This is a genomic window from Streptomyces sp. NPDC018019 (genome assembly GCF_044327805.1).
Taxonomy (GTDB): Bacteria; Actinomycetota; Actinomycetes; order Streptomycetales; family Streptomycetaceae; genus Streptomyces.
On record NZ_JBIRGD010000017.1, the window covers coordinates 1 to 16,188 of the forward strand.

The window sequence follows — 16,188 nt, forward strand, 5'->3', positions numbered from 1 at the left end:
TTTTGGTTTTTTTTTTTTTGTTGTTTTTCTTTCACTTCCCCGGCCCCCCCCCCCCGCCGCGCGGGGGGGGCGCCGGGGGGGCCCCCCCCCGGGGGGGGGGGGGGGGGGGCCCCCCGCTGGGTGTGCGGCCGGGCGACGGGGGCAGGGCGTCGCCGCGGGACGTGCGGCCGGGCGACGGGGCCGGGCGTACGGCCGGGCGGGAGCGCGGACGTACGGGGCCGGCAGTCTGCCGCACCGCCCCAGCCGTACCACCGCATCCGCGCCCCGCCGCGGGCCTCACCCCACGGACGAGTACGCCACCACACCCCGCAGGACCGCGTCCACGGCCTTGCGCGCGTTCCGGGCGACCTCCGGCGGCGCGGCGGCGGCGATCTGGCCGAGGATGTCGATCAGCTGCTTGCACCAGCGCACGAAGTCACCGGCCGGCATCTCCGCCTCGCGCAGCACCTCGTCCAGGCCGAACCCGGAAGCCCACCGGTACGCGGCCCACGCGAAGCCGAGGTCCGGCTCGCGCTGGCCGACGCCCTCGGCCTGGTTGATCTTGTGGTCCTCCTCCAGGGCGTCCAGCCGGCCCCAGATCCGCACCATCTCGCCGAGCGCGTCCCGGGCCTTGCCCGACGGCAGCTTCGGCGCCACCGCGTCGTCCGCCTGGCGGGCCTCGTAGACCAACGCCGAGGCGCAGGCGGCCAGTTCGGCCGGGCCCAGCCCGTCCCAGACGCCGGCGCGCAGGCATTCGCTGGCGAGGAGGTCCAGTTCGCCGTAGAGCCGCGCCAGCCGTCGGCCCTGGTCCGTGACCGTGTCACCTTCCAGGTAGTCAAGTTCGGTCAGCAGACCGCAGATCCGGTCGAAGGTGCGCGCGATGGTGTTCGTCCGGCCTTCGATACGGCGCTCCAGCTGACGGGTGTCGCGCAGCAGCCGGTGGTAGCGCTCGGCCCAGCGCGCGTGGTCCTCGCGCTCGTCGCAGCCGTGGCAGGGGTGCGCCCGGATCTCCGTACGCAGCCGCGCGATCTCCCGGTCGTCGGCCGCCGCCGACCGCTGCTTGCGGTGCCGCTCCGGCGCGATGTGCCCGGCCTTCGTACGCAGCGCGGACGCCAGGTCGCGGCGCGACTGCGGGCTGCGCGCGTTGAAGGACTTCGGGATGCGCATCCTGTCCAGCGCCGCCACCGGCACCGGGAAGTCGATCGACGCCAGCCGCTTGACCTGCCGCTCGGCGGTCAGCACCAGCGGCCGGGGGCCGTCGTACGCGTCGTAACCGCGGTGGCCGTTGGTCCGCCCGGATGGCATGCCCGGGTCCAGCACCAGCGCCAGCCCCGCGTACTTGCCCGTCGGTACGTGGATCACGTCACCCGGCCGGAGCTTCTCCAGCGCCGCGGCGGCCGCGGCCCGGCGCTGCGCCGCGCCCTGCTTGGCCAGCTCCGTCTCCCGGTCCTTCAGCTCCCGGCGCAGCCGCGAGTACTCCTCGAAGTCGCCGAGGTGGCAGGTCATGGACTCCTTGTAACCGGCCAGGCCCTCCTCGTTCTTCTGCACCTGGCGCGAGATGCCCACCACCGACTTGTCCGCCTGGAACTGCGCGAACGACATCTCCAGCAGCTCGCGCGAACGGTGCCGCCCGAACTGCGAGACCAGGTTGACCGCCATGTTGTACGACGGCTTGAAGGACGAGCGCAGCGGATACGTACGCGTACCGGCGAGGCCCGCCAGGGCGCCCGGGTCCATGCCGCGCTGCCACAGCACCACCGCATGGCCCTCGACGTCGATGCCGCGGCGGCCGGCGCGGCCGGTGAGCTGGGTGTACTCGCCCGGGGTGATGTCGGCGTGCTGCTCGCCGTTCCACTTGACCAGCTTCTCCAGGACGACGGAACGGGCGGGCATGTTGATGCCCAGCGCCAGCGTCTCCGTCGCGAAGACCGCCTTGACCAGCCCCTTCAGGAACAGCTCCTCCACGACCTCCTTGAAGGTCGGCAGCATGCCCGCGTGGTGCGCGGCGATGCCCCGCTCCAGCCCCTCCAGCCACTCGTAATAGCCCAGGACGTGCAGGTCCTCGTCCGGGATACCGGCCGTCCGCTCCTCCACGATGGCGCGGACCCGGGCCCGGCCCTCCTGGTCGTTGAGCCGCAGCCCGGAATACAGGCACTGCTGGACGGCGGACTCGCACCCGGCCCGGCTGAAGATGAACGTGATCGCCGGCAGCAGGCCCTCCTGGTCCAGCCGGTCGATCACCTCGGCCCGGCCGGGCGTCCAGATACGGCTGCGCTGGCGCCGCTCGCGCTCGCGGTCCGCCTCCCGCAGGTTGCGGCCGCGGCGCTTGTCCCGGCCGAACGTCGGGCGGCTGTTCTCCATCCGGGCCAGCCGCTCCAGGTCCGGGTTGACCTCACGGCGGCCGGCCTTGCCCTTCCCCTTGCCCTCGCGCTCCTCGAAGAGGTCGTACATCCGGCGGCCGGCGAGCACGTGCTGCCACAGCGGCACCGGGCGGTGCTCGGAGACGATCACTTCCGTGTCACCGCGGACGGTGTCCAGCCAGGAACCGAACTCCTCCGCGTTCGAGACCGTCGCGGACAGCGAGACCAGGGTGACGGACTCGGGCAGGTGGATGATCACCTCTTCCCAGACGGCGCCCCGGAAGCGGTCGGACAGGTAGTGCACCTCGTCCATGACCACATAGCCGAGCCCGGACAGCGACTGCGAGCCCGCGTACAGCATGTTCCGCAGCACCTCGGTGGTCATCACGACCACCGGCGCCTCGGAGTTGACACTGTTGTCACCGGTCAGCAGCCCGACCCGGTCCGCGCCGTGGCGCCGCACCAGGTCCTGGTACTTCTGGTTGGAGAGCGCCTTGATCGGCGTCGTGTAGAAGCATTTGCGGCCCTGCTCCAGGGCCAGGTGGACGGCGAACTCGCCCACGATCGTCTTGCCGGATCCGGTCGGGGCCGCGACCAGCACGCCCTTACCGGCCTCCAGGGCCCGACACGCCTCGATCTGGAACGGATCCAGCGCGAAGTCGTACATCTCACGGAAAGGGGCGAGTGCGGTGGCCTGCTCCGCCGCCCGCAGTTTGGCGGCGGCGTAGCGCTCAGCAGGGGACATGTCCTCGGTCATCGTGCTTACGAGCCTACCGGCCACCTCTGACAACGAGCCGATCATTATGGACGGGCTTTACCGGGGGCTCCCCGGCACCGGGCGTCCCACCCGCTTCTGCGGCCGCGATACCACCATGGGCCCCGTCCCGTCGGTGCGCCACACCTTCCCGCGGAGGGGCCTGCCATCCGCCCGCAAGATCTCTGTTCGATTCGTTTCCGTATATGGCCGTAAACCGTCTGTTATCGACGATCTTCGTTTTTCTAGGCTCCTGAGTTGATCACGGGGACGCGGGAGCAGTCCGGCCGCGCGCTCCCCGACCAGCGAACGAGGAGACAGTATGCGTTTCGGAAAGCGCACCGCAGGCATCGCGGTGGGACTGGCGTCCGTCATCGGCCTGGCCAACGCCGGCCCCGCCATGGCCGCGACCACCGGCGCCCAGGCCGTTCACCGGGGCAGCGTCGGCTGCTTCAACTACTCCTACGGCGATGGCTCCATCACCTGGACCGTCTACTACAGCAACACCTGTAACAGCGCTCAGTCGTTCTGGGTGAAGACCGGCCCCACGTCCCTCTTCGAGACCTGCATACCTGTCAAGGCGAAGGGCTCGGGCTCCAAGGTCTTCTACAACAAGCCGACCAATTTCGGAAGCCGCAAGAGCTGCTGATCTGGGCGGCTGCGGCCGTGATGCCCCCGCAACGAGAAGGAGCCCGGCAGCCATGGCTGCCGGGCTCCTTCTCGTGCGCTTATCAGACCCTTGGCGGACCAGGTGAGAAGTTATGTCGCGTCGTCGTACCCATTACGCCGCGGCGCCCCGTCGCCATGCCCGTCGCCGTTGGCCTGGCCCGGCAGCATCCGGCTGCCGGACACGGGCTCGGAGCTGCTGATGCTCTCGGGCGTCAAGTCCAGCTCGGACGCCTCGTCGTCGCTCAGGTCCCGGTCGGGGTTGGCACGCCCGCGACGGCGGTCGTTGAGCAGGCAGATGGCCACGGCGCCGAAGTACAGGATCACGATCGGGGCGGCCACCAGACCCATGGTCAGCGGGTCGCCGGTGGGCGTGGCGATCGCGGCGAAGACGGTGATGCCCAGCACCATGAAGCGCCACCAGCTCAGCACCCGCCGCCCAGTGATCACGCCGCCGAAGTTCAGCAGGACCAGCAGCAGCGGCAGCTCGAAGCCCAGGCCGAAGACGACGACCATCCGCGTGACGATGTCCAGGAACTCGTCCGCGGGGAAGAGGTTGGACCAGTTGTCGGGCGTCAGACCGACCAGCGCGGCGGCCGTGGTCGGCAGCACCGCATACGCGAGGTAGGCGCCGCCGAGGAACAGCGGAACACCCGCACCCACGAAGCTGAGCGCGTACTTCTTCTCGTTGTTGTGCAGTCCGGGCGCGAGGAACGCCCAGAGCTGGTAGAGCCACACGGGGCTGGCGACCACGACGCCCGTGGTGAGCGACACCTTGAGCAGGATGGTGAAGGGTGCCAGCATGCCCTGCGCCGTGACCTCCGCGCAGGGGTGACCCGGCGACGGGGTGCCCGCGGGCGTACCGCGCGGACAGCCGACGGAATCGATGACCGGGCCTGTGATGAACTGGGCGATGTCCTTGTAGTACAGCATGGCCACGACGGTGACCACGCCGATCGCCAGGACCGACTTCAGCAGTCGGTTGCGCAGCTCACGCAGATGCTCCGCGAGCGGCATCCGCCCCTCGGGATCCCTCTGCTGTTTGCGGGCAGACTTGAGCAACCCACGTCCTCGTCTCGTGCATCGGCCGCCGCCGGCCGACCTGGCCGGCCGGGCTGGTCGGCTCCGGTCAGCTCTGGGTGGTGCGGTTCGGCTCGGCGACGGGGCGCGAGCTGCTCACGTCGCCCGGGGCTGCCTGAATCGTCCGCGGCGCGGCCTGGGAGTCGGCGGAGGAGGCGTCCTTGCCGGGGGCCTCGCCCTCGCCGCCGTCCTTCTTCATCGCCTTGGCCTCGCTCTTGAGGATGCGGGCCGACTTGCCGAGCGAACGTGCCATGTCCGGGAGCTTCTTCGCGCCGAACAGCAGCACAATGACGACGAGGATCAGAATGATCTCGGGGGCCCTGAGGTTGCTGAGCATGTGCGACTACCTTCTCGCCGGGTCGGCGTCTACTTCGGTGCCTGCCGTGGGGGTCGGACGGGCGTGCTAGTGCTGACAGCGATCGTAACGTTCGGCGGTGAACGGGCGGCAATGGGCGTGCATACCGTGGGTTTCCTCCGCCGCCTCGCGGCCGGGACTGCGAACAGCAGCGTACCGCCCGCACACCCGTAGCAGCAGGGTGCGGTATCAGTCCCGCAGGGATTCGTGGGCCCGTGCGGCAAGGGGTGTCGCCGCGCGCTCCAGGTCCTGGGCGGCCCGCTGGATGCGCTGCGAGGTCTCCCCCACCTGGCGGGCCAGCCGCCGTACCTCCACGAAGACGCGGATGGCGAGGACCCCGAGCACGGCGAGGCCGAGGAATCCGAGGACGATGGCGATCATGGGCCAGAGCATGGGGCGAAGCCTATCGGGGGGCGCGAACGTGACGGATCCCACGAAAAGTGGGACATACTAAGAGCCTTCGGAGGCGGGCCGGGCTCGGGGCGATCACCCGCCATACACCCGCAACGTCCGCACCCCACCCCCCGTGAGCAGTTCGATGATCCGCTCCCCCGCGGGTTTGCGGACCGCGCTGCCGCAGTCGGGGCAGGTGAAGGAGTAGAAGGTGGTGCGGCTGCTGGCGCCGATGGCCAGGCGGAGGGCGTCGGAGGCCAGCTCGAAGCGGCCTCGGCAGTCGGGGCACGCCGCTTTGAAGAGCACCGGGCCGGTCAGGGTCGTGGTCATCGCGCCCGCCGTGGTCGTCGTCATCGTTGCCGCCCGCCCTTCCGCGCGCCTACTCGCCGTACGCCGCGAGGGCCTGCCGGGCCGCCTGCCGCGCGCTGTCCGCCAGGGCCTGCGGCGAGACGATCCGGCCGTCCCGGCCCAGGCGCAGCGCGAGCCGCCGCAGCGACGCGGGGTCGGGGGTGCGCAGCGTGATGCGCAGGCCGCCGTCGGGCAGTTCCTCGGCGCTGTCGTGCGGGTAGTACTCGGCCACCCAGCGGCCGCCGGGGCCCACCTCGATGACGACCTCGGGGTCCTCGGCGGCCGGCTGCACCAGTCCCTCGGACAGGTCGCGCAGTTCGACGGGCGGCGGGTCGGCGGGGGCGTCCAGCAGCTTGATCTCGGCGACCCGGTCGAGCCGGAAGGTACGGCGCGCCTCGGAGAGCCGGCACCACGCCTCGACGTAGGTGTGGCCCACCGCGAACAGCCGGATCGGGTCCACCTCGCGCTCGGTGAGCTCGTCGCGCGCGGGCGAGTAGTACCGCAGCCACAGTCGGCGCCGCTCGGCGATGGCCCGGTCGACGTCCGCGAAGACGCCGCCCTCGGACTCGAAGGTGACCGAGACCCGGGAGCTGGCGCCGGCCGCCTCGCCCGCCGCGGCCTCCAGCTTGGCGGTGGCGCGCAGCAGGGCCTGCCGGTCGCCCTCGCGCAGGCCGGGCAGGGTGGCCACGGCGCGGGCCGCGACCAGCAGCGCGGTCGCCTCGTCGGCGGCCAGCCGCAGCGGTTCGGCGACGTCGTCGGGGTTGTGCCACCAGATGCGGTCGCCGTCGGTGTCGATGTCCAGGAGGTCGCCGCCGCGGAAGCTCGTACCGCACATGGGCAGTACGTCGAGGTCGGCGATCAGCTCGTCCTCGGAGATGCCGAAGGCGCGGGCGACGTCGGAGACCCGGGCACCGGGGCGCTCGCGCAGGTATGTCACCAGCGACAGCATGCGCCGGGTCTGGTCGATCGCGTTCGTAGCCATGGAGTGTGCGTCCCGTCCTTTTCAGCCCTTGGCCACGGCGCGCAGCCGGTCCACGACGTCGGCCCGCAGTTCGGCGGGGTCCAGCACCACCACGTCGGGGCCGAACTCCACCAGCCAGGCGTCGAGTCCGTGCCCGTACGGGATCTCCAGTTCGTCCCAGCCGTCGCCCAGCTCACGGACGCTCAGCGCGCGGGCGCGCAGCGGGTAGCCGTGGTCGGCGCGGAGTCTGATGCGGGCGGTGCCGGTGGCGGTCTCGCCCGCCCAGCTCTCGACCGTCTCGCGGACGGTGACGTGGTCGGGCACCTCGGCGGTGAACTTGCCCTGCCGGGAGCGGACCTTGCCGGTGATACGGGAGAGCCGGAAGACGCGTTCGGCCTGCCGTCCGCGGTCCCAGCCGGCCAGGTACCAGTGGCCGCGCCAGCACTCCAATATCCACGGTTCCACCTGCCGCTGCTCGGGGCGGGCGGCGTTGGACCTGCGGTAGTCGAAGACCACGGGCCGGCGGTCGCGGCAGGCGAGCATCAGGGGCTCGAAGGCGGCCTCGTGGGCGGGGATGCGGGGCTCCAGGGCGCTGTGCGGCTGCCGGGCCTCGAAGCTGCCGTCGTCCTCGAAGGGCATGCCGGCGGCGCGCAGCTTCTGCAGGGCGCCGCTGGCGGCGCCGGCCAGCCGGGCCTGCTGCCAGATCTTGGCGGCCAGGCCCAGCGCGGCGGCCTCGGCCGCGTCCAGGGTGATCGGGGGCAGCCGGTTGCTGTCCCGGCGTGCGAGGTAGCCGGTCTCGCCGTCCAGTGCTTCGACGGTCTCGATGACCAGGCCCAGTTCGCGCAGGTCGTCCTTGTCGCGCTCGAACATCCGGTTGAAGGAGTCGTCGTTGCCCGTGCCGCCGTCCCCGGTGCCGAACGTCTCCACGTACGCCTCGATGGAGGACCGCAGTTCGCGCTTGGTCAGCGGGCGACGGGTACCCAGAAGGCACAGCGCCAGATTCATCAGCCGCTCGGCCTTGGCAATGGCCATCGACGCCCCTTCTTGTCGGACTCCCGACCGATGACCGTACCGCTCCGGGGACCTGCGGCAAAGCCGAGGGCCCGGAGAGCTGGGGGCGGGGGTCCGGGCGGCGACGGCCGAGGGCCCGTACCGGACGGTACGGGCCCTCGGAGTGCGACGGCCGCCGCTGTGCCACGGCCGGGCGTCGCCGGTCTCAGACGGAGATCAGGTCACAGACGAAGATCAGCGTCTCGCCGGGCGCGATGCGGCCGCCGCCCGCGCCGTGGTCGCCGTACGCCAGGTGCGGCGGGATGGTCAGTCGGCGGCGGCCGCCGACCTTCATGCCCTGGACGCCCCGGTCCCAGCCGGGGATGACCTGGCCGGCACCGAGCTGGAACTCCAGCGGCTTGCCGCGGTTCCAGCTGGCGTCGAACTCCTCGCCGGAGCTGTAGGCGACCCCGACATAGTGGACCTTGACGAAGTCCCCGGCCTTGGCGACCGCCCCGTCCCCTTCCCACAGGTCCACGATCTCCAGGTCATCGGGGACCGGGCCCTCGGGGAAGTCGATCTCGGGCTTGTCGATGTTCACGAAAGTGCTCCTACGAAAGAATCTGCACAGCTACGGGCCCAGTCTGGCAGATCATGGTCAGACGGTGCCGACGATGTCCACGCTGAAGACGAGGGTGTTCTTCGCCAGCTCGCTCTGCGGGTTCGCGCCGTAACCGAGCTTCGGCGGAATCACGATCTCCACCCGGTCACCGACGTTCTTGCCGACCAGCGCCTGGTCCCAGCCCTTGACGACGGCGCCGGTGCCGATCTGGAAGGCGGTGGCCCCGCCGTGGTCCCAGGAGGAGTCGAACTTCTTGCCGTCCTCCCACTTCACCCCCGTGTACTGCGCGATCAGTCCGTCACCGGCCTTGACCTTGGGGCCCTTGCCCTTGACGAGCACCTGCTCCTTCAGCTCGGTGGGCGCCTTCTCCCCCTTGGGGATGGTGATCGTCGCGGCCTTCTCGCCCTCCGACTTCACCTCGGGCATGCCCTCCTCCGGCGCCGCCTGCTCGCCCTCGGCCTTGCCCTTCTTGTCGGCCTTGCCCGCGGCGACCACGTCCACGACCCACACCAGGCCGTCCTCCGGCTTGATGCCGGACTGCGGGTTCAGGTTCTCGCCGACCAGCGCCTTGGCGGTGCCCTCGACCTCGAAGCGGCTGCCGACCTTCTGGCCCGCGACCGCCGCCATCACCTTCGGCGGCAGCTGCTGCTGGGTCGGCTGGTCGCTGACCTGACCGACGACCTGCGTCCGCGGCGCCTTGGCGTCCGAACCCTGCTGCTGGGCCCAGGTGCTGCCGAGGTTCTGGCCGGTCTTCATCGCCTGCGCGGCGAAGTCCAGCCGGACGTAGTCGCCCTTCTTGACCGCGGCGCCGTTGCCCTCGTTCAGCGTCTTGGTGACCACCTCGTCGGACGCCTTGGCGTCCTTCGGTACGGTGATCTTGGGCTGCTCCCCGGGCTTCCCCTCCACCTTGGCGACCGCGGCGGCCGACGAGCCCTTGCCGTCCTCGGACCCACAGGCGGCGGTGAACAGCAGGAGGGGCACGGTCAGCGCCGCGGCGGCGGCGCGGCGGGTGTTCTTCGTGAAGTTCATGGAGTCCAACTCGGGGTCGTGGGGTGGGTGGGCAATGCCCGTCACTCTACGACCTGACCCCGGGTGCATTTCCCTGCGCAACACAACGGCCCAATACAGCGATGTGCCGGGAGCGCGGGCGCTCCCGGCACAGCCACGTCCGGCCGTCACCGAATCCGGTGACACACCGGACTCACATCCCGGCGATCAGCTTCTCCACCCGGTCGTCCACGGAACGGAACGGGTCCTTGCACAGCACCGTGCGCTGCGCCTGGTCGTTGAGCTTCAGGTGCACCCAGTCCACCGTGAAATCCCGGCGCTGTTCCTGCGCGCGGCGGATGAAATCACCGCGCAGCCGCGCCCGGGTGGTCTGCGGCGGCACCGACTTGCCCTCGAAGATCTTCAAGTCGTTGCAGATGCGGGCGGCCTGGCCCTTGCGCTCCAGCAGGTAGTAAAGACCCCGGCGGCGGTGGATGTCGTGATACGCGAGGTCTATCTGCGCCACCCGCGGATGCGACATGGTGATGTTGTTCTTGGTGCGGTAGCGCTCGATGAGCTTGTACTTCATCACCCAGTCGATCTCGGTGTCGATGCGGTCGAGATCCTGTTCCCGTACGGCTTCGAGCGTACGGCCCCACAATTCCAGGACCCGCTCGACCATGCCCGTACGGATACCGCGCCGTTCGCAGAAGTCCACCGCCTTTTCGTAGTACTCCTGCTGGACCTCCAGCGCCGACGCCTCCCGTCCGCTGGCCAGCCGCACCTTGCGCTGGCCGGTTATGTCGTGGCTGACTTCCCGGATGGCCCGGATCGGGTTCTCCAGGGTCAGGTCGCGCATGACCGTGCCCGCCTCGATCATGCGCAGCACGAGATCGGTGGCCCCGACCTTCAACAGCATGGTCGTCTCGGACATGTTGGAGTCGCCGACGATGACGTGCAGCCGGCGGTAGCGCTCCGCGTCGGCGTGCGGCTCGTCGCGGGTGTTGATGATCGGACGGGAGCGGGTGGTCGCCGAGGAGACGCCCTCCCAGATGTGCTCGGCGCGCTGGCTCACGCAGTAGACGGCCCCGCGCGGCGTCTGCAGGACCTTGCCCGCGCCGCACAGCAGCTGACGGGTGACCAGGAAGGGAATGAGAATGTCCGCGAGCCGGGAGAACTCCCCGTGCCGGGCCACGAGATAGTTTTCGTGGCAACCATAGGAGTTTCCGGCCGAATCGGTGTTGTTCTTGAAGAGATAGACGTCGCCCGCGATTCCCTCCTCGTGCAGGCGGCGCTCGGCGTCGACCAGCAGTCCTTCGAGAATGCGCTCGCCGGCCTTGTCGTGGGTGACCAGCTCGGTCACGTTGTCGCACTCGGGGGTTGCGTATTCCGGATGCGATCCCACGTCCAGGTACAGGCGGGCGCCGTTCCGCAGGAAGACATTGCTGCTGCGGCCCCATGACACGACACGGCGGAAGAGGTACCGCGCCACTTCGTCAGGAGACAGTCGGCGCTGTCCCCTGAACGTGCACGTGACGCCGTACTCGTTCTCCAGCCCGAAAATGCGGCGGTCCATGACTGAACATTACGCCTGATGGCCTGCTCTGAAACCGGGTTGGACGGCCTCGTTTCGATCAGTTTCCGCCGTGACCTGCACAGGCCCGCTCACGAGGGCGCGCCCACCAGGGGAAAGAAAGCGCTTTGTCGACACCAGGACGAGCAGCGCGGCCACCCCGCCCCCGCCCGCCACGGCGAACCCCGCGGCCGGACCGCCCCACTCCACGGCGGGCCCGACCACCGTCATGCCCACCGCGGAGCCGACCCCGAACGTCGTCACCAGCCAGGAGAACGCCTCGGTGACCGTCCCCCGCGGCGCGTGCCGGTCCACCACCACGAACGCGCACGCCAGCGCGGGCGCCAGGAAGACCCCGGCCACGCCCGTCAGCAGCGTCATGCCCGCCACACCCGGCGCCAGCGCCAGCGGCAGGTACCCCAGCGCCAGCAGGGCCACCAGCAGCCGCAGCCGGTTCTCCGGGTGCCCCGGCCACTGCCGCGCCCCGTACACCACCCCGCCCGCGAGGGCGCCGACGCCGAGCGCGGACAGCAGATAGCTGGAGACCATGCCGCCGCCGTGCTCGTCGGCGTACGCGACCGCCGCCACCGCGATCGACCCCAGCGCCAGCCCCACGAAGAAGAACGAGGCGATCAGCACCAGCATCCCGGCCGACCGCAGCGCCCCCAGCCAGTGCGCCTCGCGCGGCGCGCTGCGCCACTGCCGGGAGGGCGGGGAGGCCACCACGGAGAGCGCGCCGAGCACCCCGATCGCGTTGATCACCAGCAGCGCCCACCGCTCCGACCAGAGCGCCACGCACGTCGTCACCAGCAACGGGCCCACGGCGAACAGCACTTCCTGGGCCACCGCGTCCAGCGCGTACGCGGCGTGCACCCGGTCCTCGCGCTTGAGCACCCCCGGCCACAGCGCGCGCAGCCCGCCCTCCAACGGCGGCGTGAAGAACCCGGCGACCACCATGGCGGCGTACGCCACCGGCAGCGGGTCCAGGCCGACGGCCGCCAGCAGCACCATGCCCAGGGCGGAGACCACCGCCGAGGGCAGCATCACGCGCGGCTGCCCGTACACGTCCACCGCCCGCCCCAGCAGCGGCTGCCCGATCGCGTTGCTCACCCCATACACGGCGGACAGCACGCCCGCGAGGACGTAGCCGCCGCCCTCGGCACGGGTGAAGAGCACCACGGCCAGCGGCCCGGTCGCGTTCGGCAGCCTGCCGACCAGCGTCCCGGCCAGCAGCCGGGCCGCGTGCCGGGTACCGAGCAGCTGCGCGTATCCAGCGCCCATGCCCGCCCCTTCCGTCCGGCGCGCGGCCGGTGATGAGTGTTACGTATAACGTGCGGCGTCATACGTATCATGTCCCCAACCCGCGGGTCCATACCGCGACGACCGACGCGAGGAGCCCGAACCCCGGTGACCGCCCCCGAGCCGCCCATCCCCGCACGCCGCGGCACCGTCGCCGGCCCCCGTGTCACCAGCCGGGACGTCGCCCGCGCCGCCGGGGTCTCGCAGGCCGCCGTCTCCCTCGTCCTGGGCGACAAATGGCGCGGCCGGGTCTCGCCGCACAAGGCCGAGTCCGTCCGCGCCGCCGCGCGCGACCTGGGCTACCGCCCCAACCTCGCCGCCCGCAGCCTCCGCCTGGGCCGCACCCGTACCGCGCTGCTCGTCGTGCCCGCCCTGACCACCGAGTACTTCGCCCGCGTCTACACCGGAGCGGCCCGCGTCGCCGCCGACCACGACTTCGGCGTCGTCCTGTACCCCTCCCCGGAAGGCATCGGCCCGGCCCGCGACCCGTTCGCCTCGGCGCGCGCCTCGCTGGACGGCGTGATCGCCTCCTCCATGGCCGCCGGCGCGCTGACCGCCATGCGCGGCGAGGATCTGCCGCTGGTCATGCTCGACAGCGACCCGGACGACCCCGGCGCCACCGCGACCGTCAACCCCGACATCGCCGACGGCGTCCGGCGCCTGGCCGCGCATCTGCTCGGACTCGGCCACCGCCGCATCGCCCACCTCGCCGCCGACGTGGACTCCTGGACCTTCCACGTGCGGTCCGCGGCCCTCGCCGAGGCGCTGCGCGGCGTCGCGGACGCCGACGTCCGGACCGAGCCCGCGGCGCTCAGCGTGGACGCCGGCCTGCACGCCGCGCACGCGGCCCTGACCCGGCCGGGCCCGCGCCCGACCGCCCTGCTGTGCGACGACGACCTGGTGGCGGCCGGGGCCTGCAAGGCCGCCCGCCGCCTGGGCCTGCGGGTGCCCGAGGACCTCTCCGTCACCGGCCTCGACGACCTGGCGCTGGCCAGGGCCGTGGAGCCGGAACTGACCACCGTCCGGCTGCCCGCGGAGGATATCGGCGCCGCCGGGATGCGCGCTCTGATGGCCGCGCTGGACGGCCGTACGCCCGCGCCGGTGACCCTGCCGGTGGAGCTGGTCGTACGGGGCTCGACGGCGGCGGCGCCGTAGGGCGCGAGGGTGGGCGGACGGGCCCGGCACGGGGGTACGGAATCCGGCGCGGACGTACGGGCCTCGGCGCGGCCGTATGGCCCCGGCGCTGCGGTACGAGCCCGGCGCACGGCCGTAGAGGCCCGGGACCGGCCGCCCGCCACAACGCGGCGCGCCCCGGCGGGTCGTCCACCCGCCGGGGCGCGCAAGTGCCCATGTGCTGCTCGGCCGGCGGCGCGTCCGGCACCTGCCGTACGCCGCGGCCGGCCGGGGCTACGAGCCGGAGCCCGAGCCGCCCTCGGAACCGGAAGTGCCCTCGGAGTCCGACGCGTCCGACGACTCGTCCGCGGCCCCCTGGGAGCCCTCCCCGGTCACCGCGGCGCCGTTCTCCTCCAGCAGCCGGGAGAGCTGCCGGCCCAGGATCCGCTTGAACTTCCGCTGCTGCGGACGCGTGCGGTCGAGGGTGGCGACCTCCAACTGCTCGGCGGTCAGGGTGCGTTCACCGCCGTTGTTGTCGCGCGAGAGCGACTCGACGGCCAGCTTCAGCGCTTCGCCCAGCGTCATGCCGTCACGGTGCCGCTGATCGAGGTAGCTGCTGATCTGATCGGCGTTGCCGCCCACCGCGACCGAACCGTGCTCGTCCACGATCGAACCGTCATGCGGCAAGCGGTAGATCTGGTCGTCCTCGGGGGCGTTGCCCACCTCGGCGACGATCAGCTCGACCTCGTACGGCTTCTCGGCGGCGCTGGAGAAGATCGTGCCGAGGGTCTGGGCGTAGACATTGGCGAGGCCGCGCGCGGTCACGTCCGCGCGGTCGTAGGTATAGCCGCGCAGGTCGGCGTAGCGCACGCCGCCGATGCGCAGGTTCTCGAACTCGTTGTACTTGCCGACCGCCGCGAAGGCGATGCGGTCGTAGATCTCGCTGACCTTGTGCAGGGCGCGGGACGGGTTCTCGGCGACGAAGACCACGCCGTCGGCATACTGCAGCACCACGACGCTGCGGCCGCGCGCGATGCCCTTGCGGGCGTATTCGGCGCGGTCGGCCATGGCCTGCTGGGGTGAGACATAGAACGGCGTCGACACCGGCTATCCGTCCCTTTCTGTCAATGACTCTCTCAGTGGCGCATGCATGGCGGACTCCCCGCCCTCAGAGCAGCGCGGCGCGCGGGCCCTCGGGCTCTTCGAGCCGCCGCTCGTGGATGGCGCGGGCGATCTCCGACACCTCGGCCTCGGTGTACCGCCGGAAGCCCTCGTCGGTGATCACCGTGACGATCGGGTAGATGCGACGGGCCAGGTCGGGGCCGCCGGTCGCCGAGTCGTCGTCGGCGGCGTCGTACAGCGCCTGGACGACGGCCGTGGCGGTCTGGTTCTCCGTGAGGTCGTCGCGGTAGAGCTTCTTCAGGGCGCCGCGCGCGAAGACCGAGCCGGAGCCCGTCGCCGCGAAGCCGTGCTCCTCCGAACGCCCGCCGGTCACGTCGTACGAGAAGATGCGGCCCTTCTCGCGGTCCACGTCCCAGCCGGCGAACAGCGGCACCACGGCCAGGCCCTGCATGGCCATCCCGAGGTTGCTGCGGATCATCGTCGACAGGCGGTTGGCCTTGCCCTCCAGGGAGAGTTGGGCGCCCTCGACCTTCTCGAAGTGCTCCAGCTCCAGCTGGAAGAGCTTGACCATCTCGATTGCGAGACCGGCCGTGCCGGCGACGCCGACGGCCGAGTACTCGTCGGCGGGGAAGACCTTCTGCATGTCGCGCTGCGCGATGACGTTGCCCATCGTCGCGCGGCGGTCGCCGGCCAGCACCACGCCGCCGGGGAAGGACGCGGACACGATCGTCGTGCCGTGCGGCGCCTCGACGGTGCCCTGCACGGGCAGCTGCTGCCGCCGGCCCGGCAGCAGCTCCGGCGAGTGCTCCCCGAGGAAGTCCATGAACGACGAGGACCCGGGCGTCAGGAAGGCGGCTGGTAGACGCCCGGTGCTACGAGTGTTGGCTTCCACACGTTTCCTTCCAGATATCCGGCCGTCCGCGCCAAAGCGTCCGGCCGATCCTTGAATTGGCCCAGCGCTGCGTTGCAGCTGAAGACAGTACGTCCCGGACCTTACCTGTCCTGGCGTCATGATCCACATGCACGCGGAAACCGACGGGTGACGACTGAGGCAGCCCGTCTCCCCCACGGCCCCGCGCTCGCGGCCGACGCCCGGGACGGCCTGTGCGCACACGCTCACCGAGCGCGCTCGAACGACGCCGGGAGCGCGCGGCAGCCGGCGCGGCCGCACGCTCCCGGGACCGGAGTCGGCATCCGTCGCACCGGTTCCCGTCGCCGGCGCCCGCGGCCGGGGGGCCACCGCGCCCGCGGCTGCCGCAGCGGCCGCCGACGGAAACCGGCCCGCCGTTACTGTCCGCCTTTTTGCACGAAGCTCCGCACGAAGTCCTCGGCGTTCTCCTCCAGCACGTCGTCGATCTCGTCCAGCACCGAATCGACGTCGTCCGACAGCTTCTCCTGCCGTTCCTTGAGATCGTCCGCGGCCTGTGCGTCCTGCGACTGCTCCTCGACCTCTTCGGTCGAACGCGTCGCCTTCTGCTGTCCGCCGCCGGTGTCCTTGGTCGCCATGTCCCTCACCCCGCTCGGTTCGCCCCGCTCGATGTGACTGTCAAGATCAGACCCTACAAGCAAGGTCTGACATCGGCCCT

The 16,188-nt window shown here is 71.2% G+C and carries 16 protein-coding genes; 2 read left to right on the plus strand and 14 right to left on the minus strand.

Going from position 1 to position 16,188, the window contains the following annotated elements; all coding sequences use genetic code 11:
• Positions 1–276: 276 nt before the first annotated feature.
• The gene (locus ACH4FX_RS26065; RefSeq protein ID WP_398482815.1) at positions 277–3,096 is read right to left on the minus strand and encodes a DEAD/DEAH box helicase; all 2,820 of its coding nucleotides are present in this window, start codon (positions 3,094–3,096) and stop codon (positions 277–279) included.
• 319 nt (positions 3,097–3,415) lie between these two features.
• Here ACH4FX_RS26065 and ACH4FX_RS26070 point away from each other — a divergent pair, with 319 nt between their 5' ends.
• Positions 3,416–3,742, plus strand: coding sequence for a hypothetical protein (locus ACH4FX_RS26070; protein WP_398482817.1), 327 nt, complete (start codon positions 3,416–3,418; stop codon positions 3,740–3,742).
• Between the two features lie 110 nt (positions 3,743–3,852).
• Here ACH4FX_RS26070 and tatC read toward each other — a convergent pair whose 3' ends face one another.
• The 10 genes from tatC to ACH4FX_RS26120 all read right to left on the minus strand — a co-directional run bounded on the left by tatC (position 3,853) and on the right by ACH4FX_RS26120 (position 12,349).
• Positions 3,853–4,776, minus strand: coding sequence for a twin-arginine translocase subunit TatC (tatC, locus tag ACH4FX_RS26075; protein ID WP_398482819.1), 924 nt, complete (start codon positions 4,774–4,776; stop codon positions 3,853–3,855).
• A 112-nt stretch (positions 4,777–4,888) separates the two neighbouring features.
• Positions 4,889–5,176, minus strand: a complete 288-nt coding sequence (gene tatA, locus ACH4FX_RS26080) for a Sec-independent protein translocase subunit TatA (protein WP_398482821.1) — start codon at positions 5,174–5,176, stop codon at positions 4,889–4,891.
• A 207-nt stretch (positions 5,177–5,383) separates the two neighbouring features.
• A complete protein-coding gene (locus ACH4FX_RS26085; RefSeq protein ID WP_398482823.1) occupies positions 5,384–5,587 on the minus strand; it encodes a hypothetical protein in 204 nt (67 codons plus the stop codon).
• Positions 5,588–5,680: 93 nt separating this feature from the next.
• The gene (locus tag ACH4FX_RS26090) at positions 5,681–5,941 is read right to left on the minus strand and encodes a hypothetical protein (RefSeq protein ID WP_398482825.1); all 261 of its coding nucleotides are present in this window, start codon (positions 5,939–5,941) and stop codon (positions 5,681–5,683) included.
• A gap of 25 nt (positions 5,942–5,966) precedes the next feature.
• Positions 5,967–6,917, minus strand: coding sequence for a helix-turn-helix transcriptional regulator (locus ACH4FX_RS26095; RefSeq protein ID WP_398482827.1), 951 nt, complete (start codon positions 6,915–6,917; stop codon positions 5,967–5,969).
• 21 nt (positions 6,918–6,938) lie between these two features.
• Positions 6,939–7,928, minus strand: a complete 990-nt coding sequence (locus ACH4FX_RS26100; protein ID WP_398482828.1) for a helix-turn-helix transcriptional regulator — start codon at positions 7,926–7,928, stop codon at positions 6,939–6,941.
• A gap of 184 nt (positions 7,929–8,112) precedes the next feature.
• On the minus strand, positions 8,113–8,487 hold the full coding sequence (locus ACH4FX_RS26105) for an FKBP-type peptidyl-prolyl cis-trans isomerase (protein WP_398482830.1): 375 nt from the start codon (positions 8,485–8,487) through the stop codon (positions 8,113–8,115).
• Positions 8,488–8,544: 57 nt separating this feature from the next.
• Positions 8,545–9,537: an FKBP-type peptidyl-prolyl cis-trans isomerase gene (locus tag ACH4FX_RS26110; RefSeq protein ID WP_398482832.1), complete on the minus strand. Its 993-nt coding sequence runs from the start codon at positions 9,535–9,537 to the stop codon at positions 8,545–8,547.
• A gap of 172 nt (positions 9,538–9,709) precedes the next feature.
• Positions 9,710–11,071, minus strand: coding sequence for a Pup--protein ligase (gene pafA / locus ACH4FX_RS26115; protein ID WP_398482834.1), 1,362 nt, complete (start codon positions 11,069–11,071; stop codon positions 9,710–9,712).
• A 9-nt stretch (positions 11,072–11,080) separates the two neighbouring features.
• Positions 11,081–12,349: an MFS transporter gene (locus ACH4FX_RS26120; RefSeq protein WP_398482836.1), complete on the minus strand. Its 1,269-nt coding sequence runs from the start codon at positions 12,347–12,349 to the stop codon at positions 11,081–11,083.
• Positions 12,350–12,475: 126 nt separating this feature from the next.
• Between ACH4FX_RS26120 and ACH4FX_RS26125 the strand changes: the two genes are divergently transcribed.
• Complete coding sequence (locus ACH4FX_RS26125; RefSeq protein ID WP_398482838.1) at positions 12,476–13,522, plus strand: LacI family DNA-binding transcriptional regulator; 1,047 nt, start codon at positions 12,476–12,478, stop codon at positions 13,520–13,522.
• Between the two features lie 252 nt (positions 13,523–13,774).
• On the opposite strand, the gene prcA is transcribed toward ACH4FX_RS26125, so the two are convergent.
• The 3 genes from prcA to ACH4FX_RS26140 form a co-directional block, all read right to left on the minus strand.
• Positions 13,775–14,584: a proteasome subunit alpha gene (gene prcA / locus ACH4FX_RS26130; protein ID WP_398482839.1), complete on the minus strand. Its 810-nt coding sequence runs from the start codon at positions 14,582–14,584 to the stop codon at positions 13,775–13,777.
• A gap of 64 nt (positions 14,585–14,648) precedes the next feature.
• Entirely contained in the window at positions 14,649–15,494 is an 846-nt protein-coding gene (gene prcB / locus ACH4FX_RS26135; protein WP_398482841.1) for a proteasome subunit beta, read from the minus strand.
• A 395-nt stretch (positions 15,495–15,889) separates the two neighbouring features.
• Positions 15,890–16,108, minus strand: a complete 219-nt coding sequence (locus tag ACH4FX_RS26140) for a ubiquitin-like protein Pup (protein WP_003981605.1) — start codon at positions 16,106–16,108, stop codon at positions 15,890–15,892.
• Between the last annotated feature and the right edge of the window lie 80 nt (positions 16,109–16,188).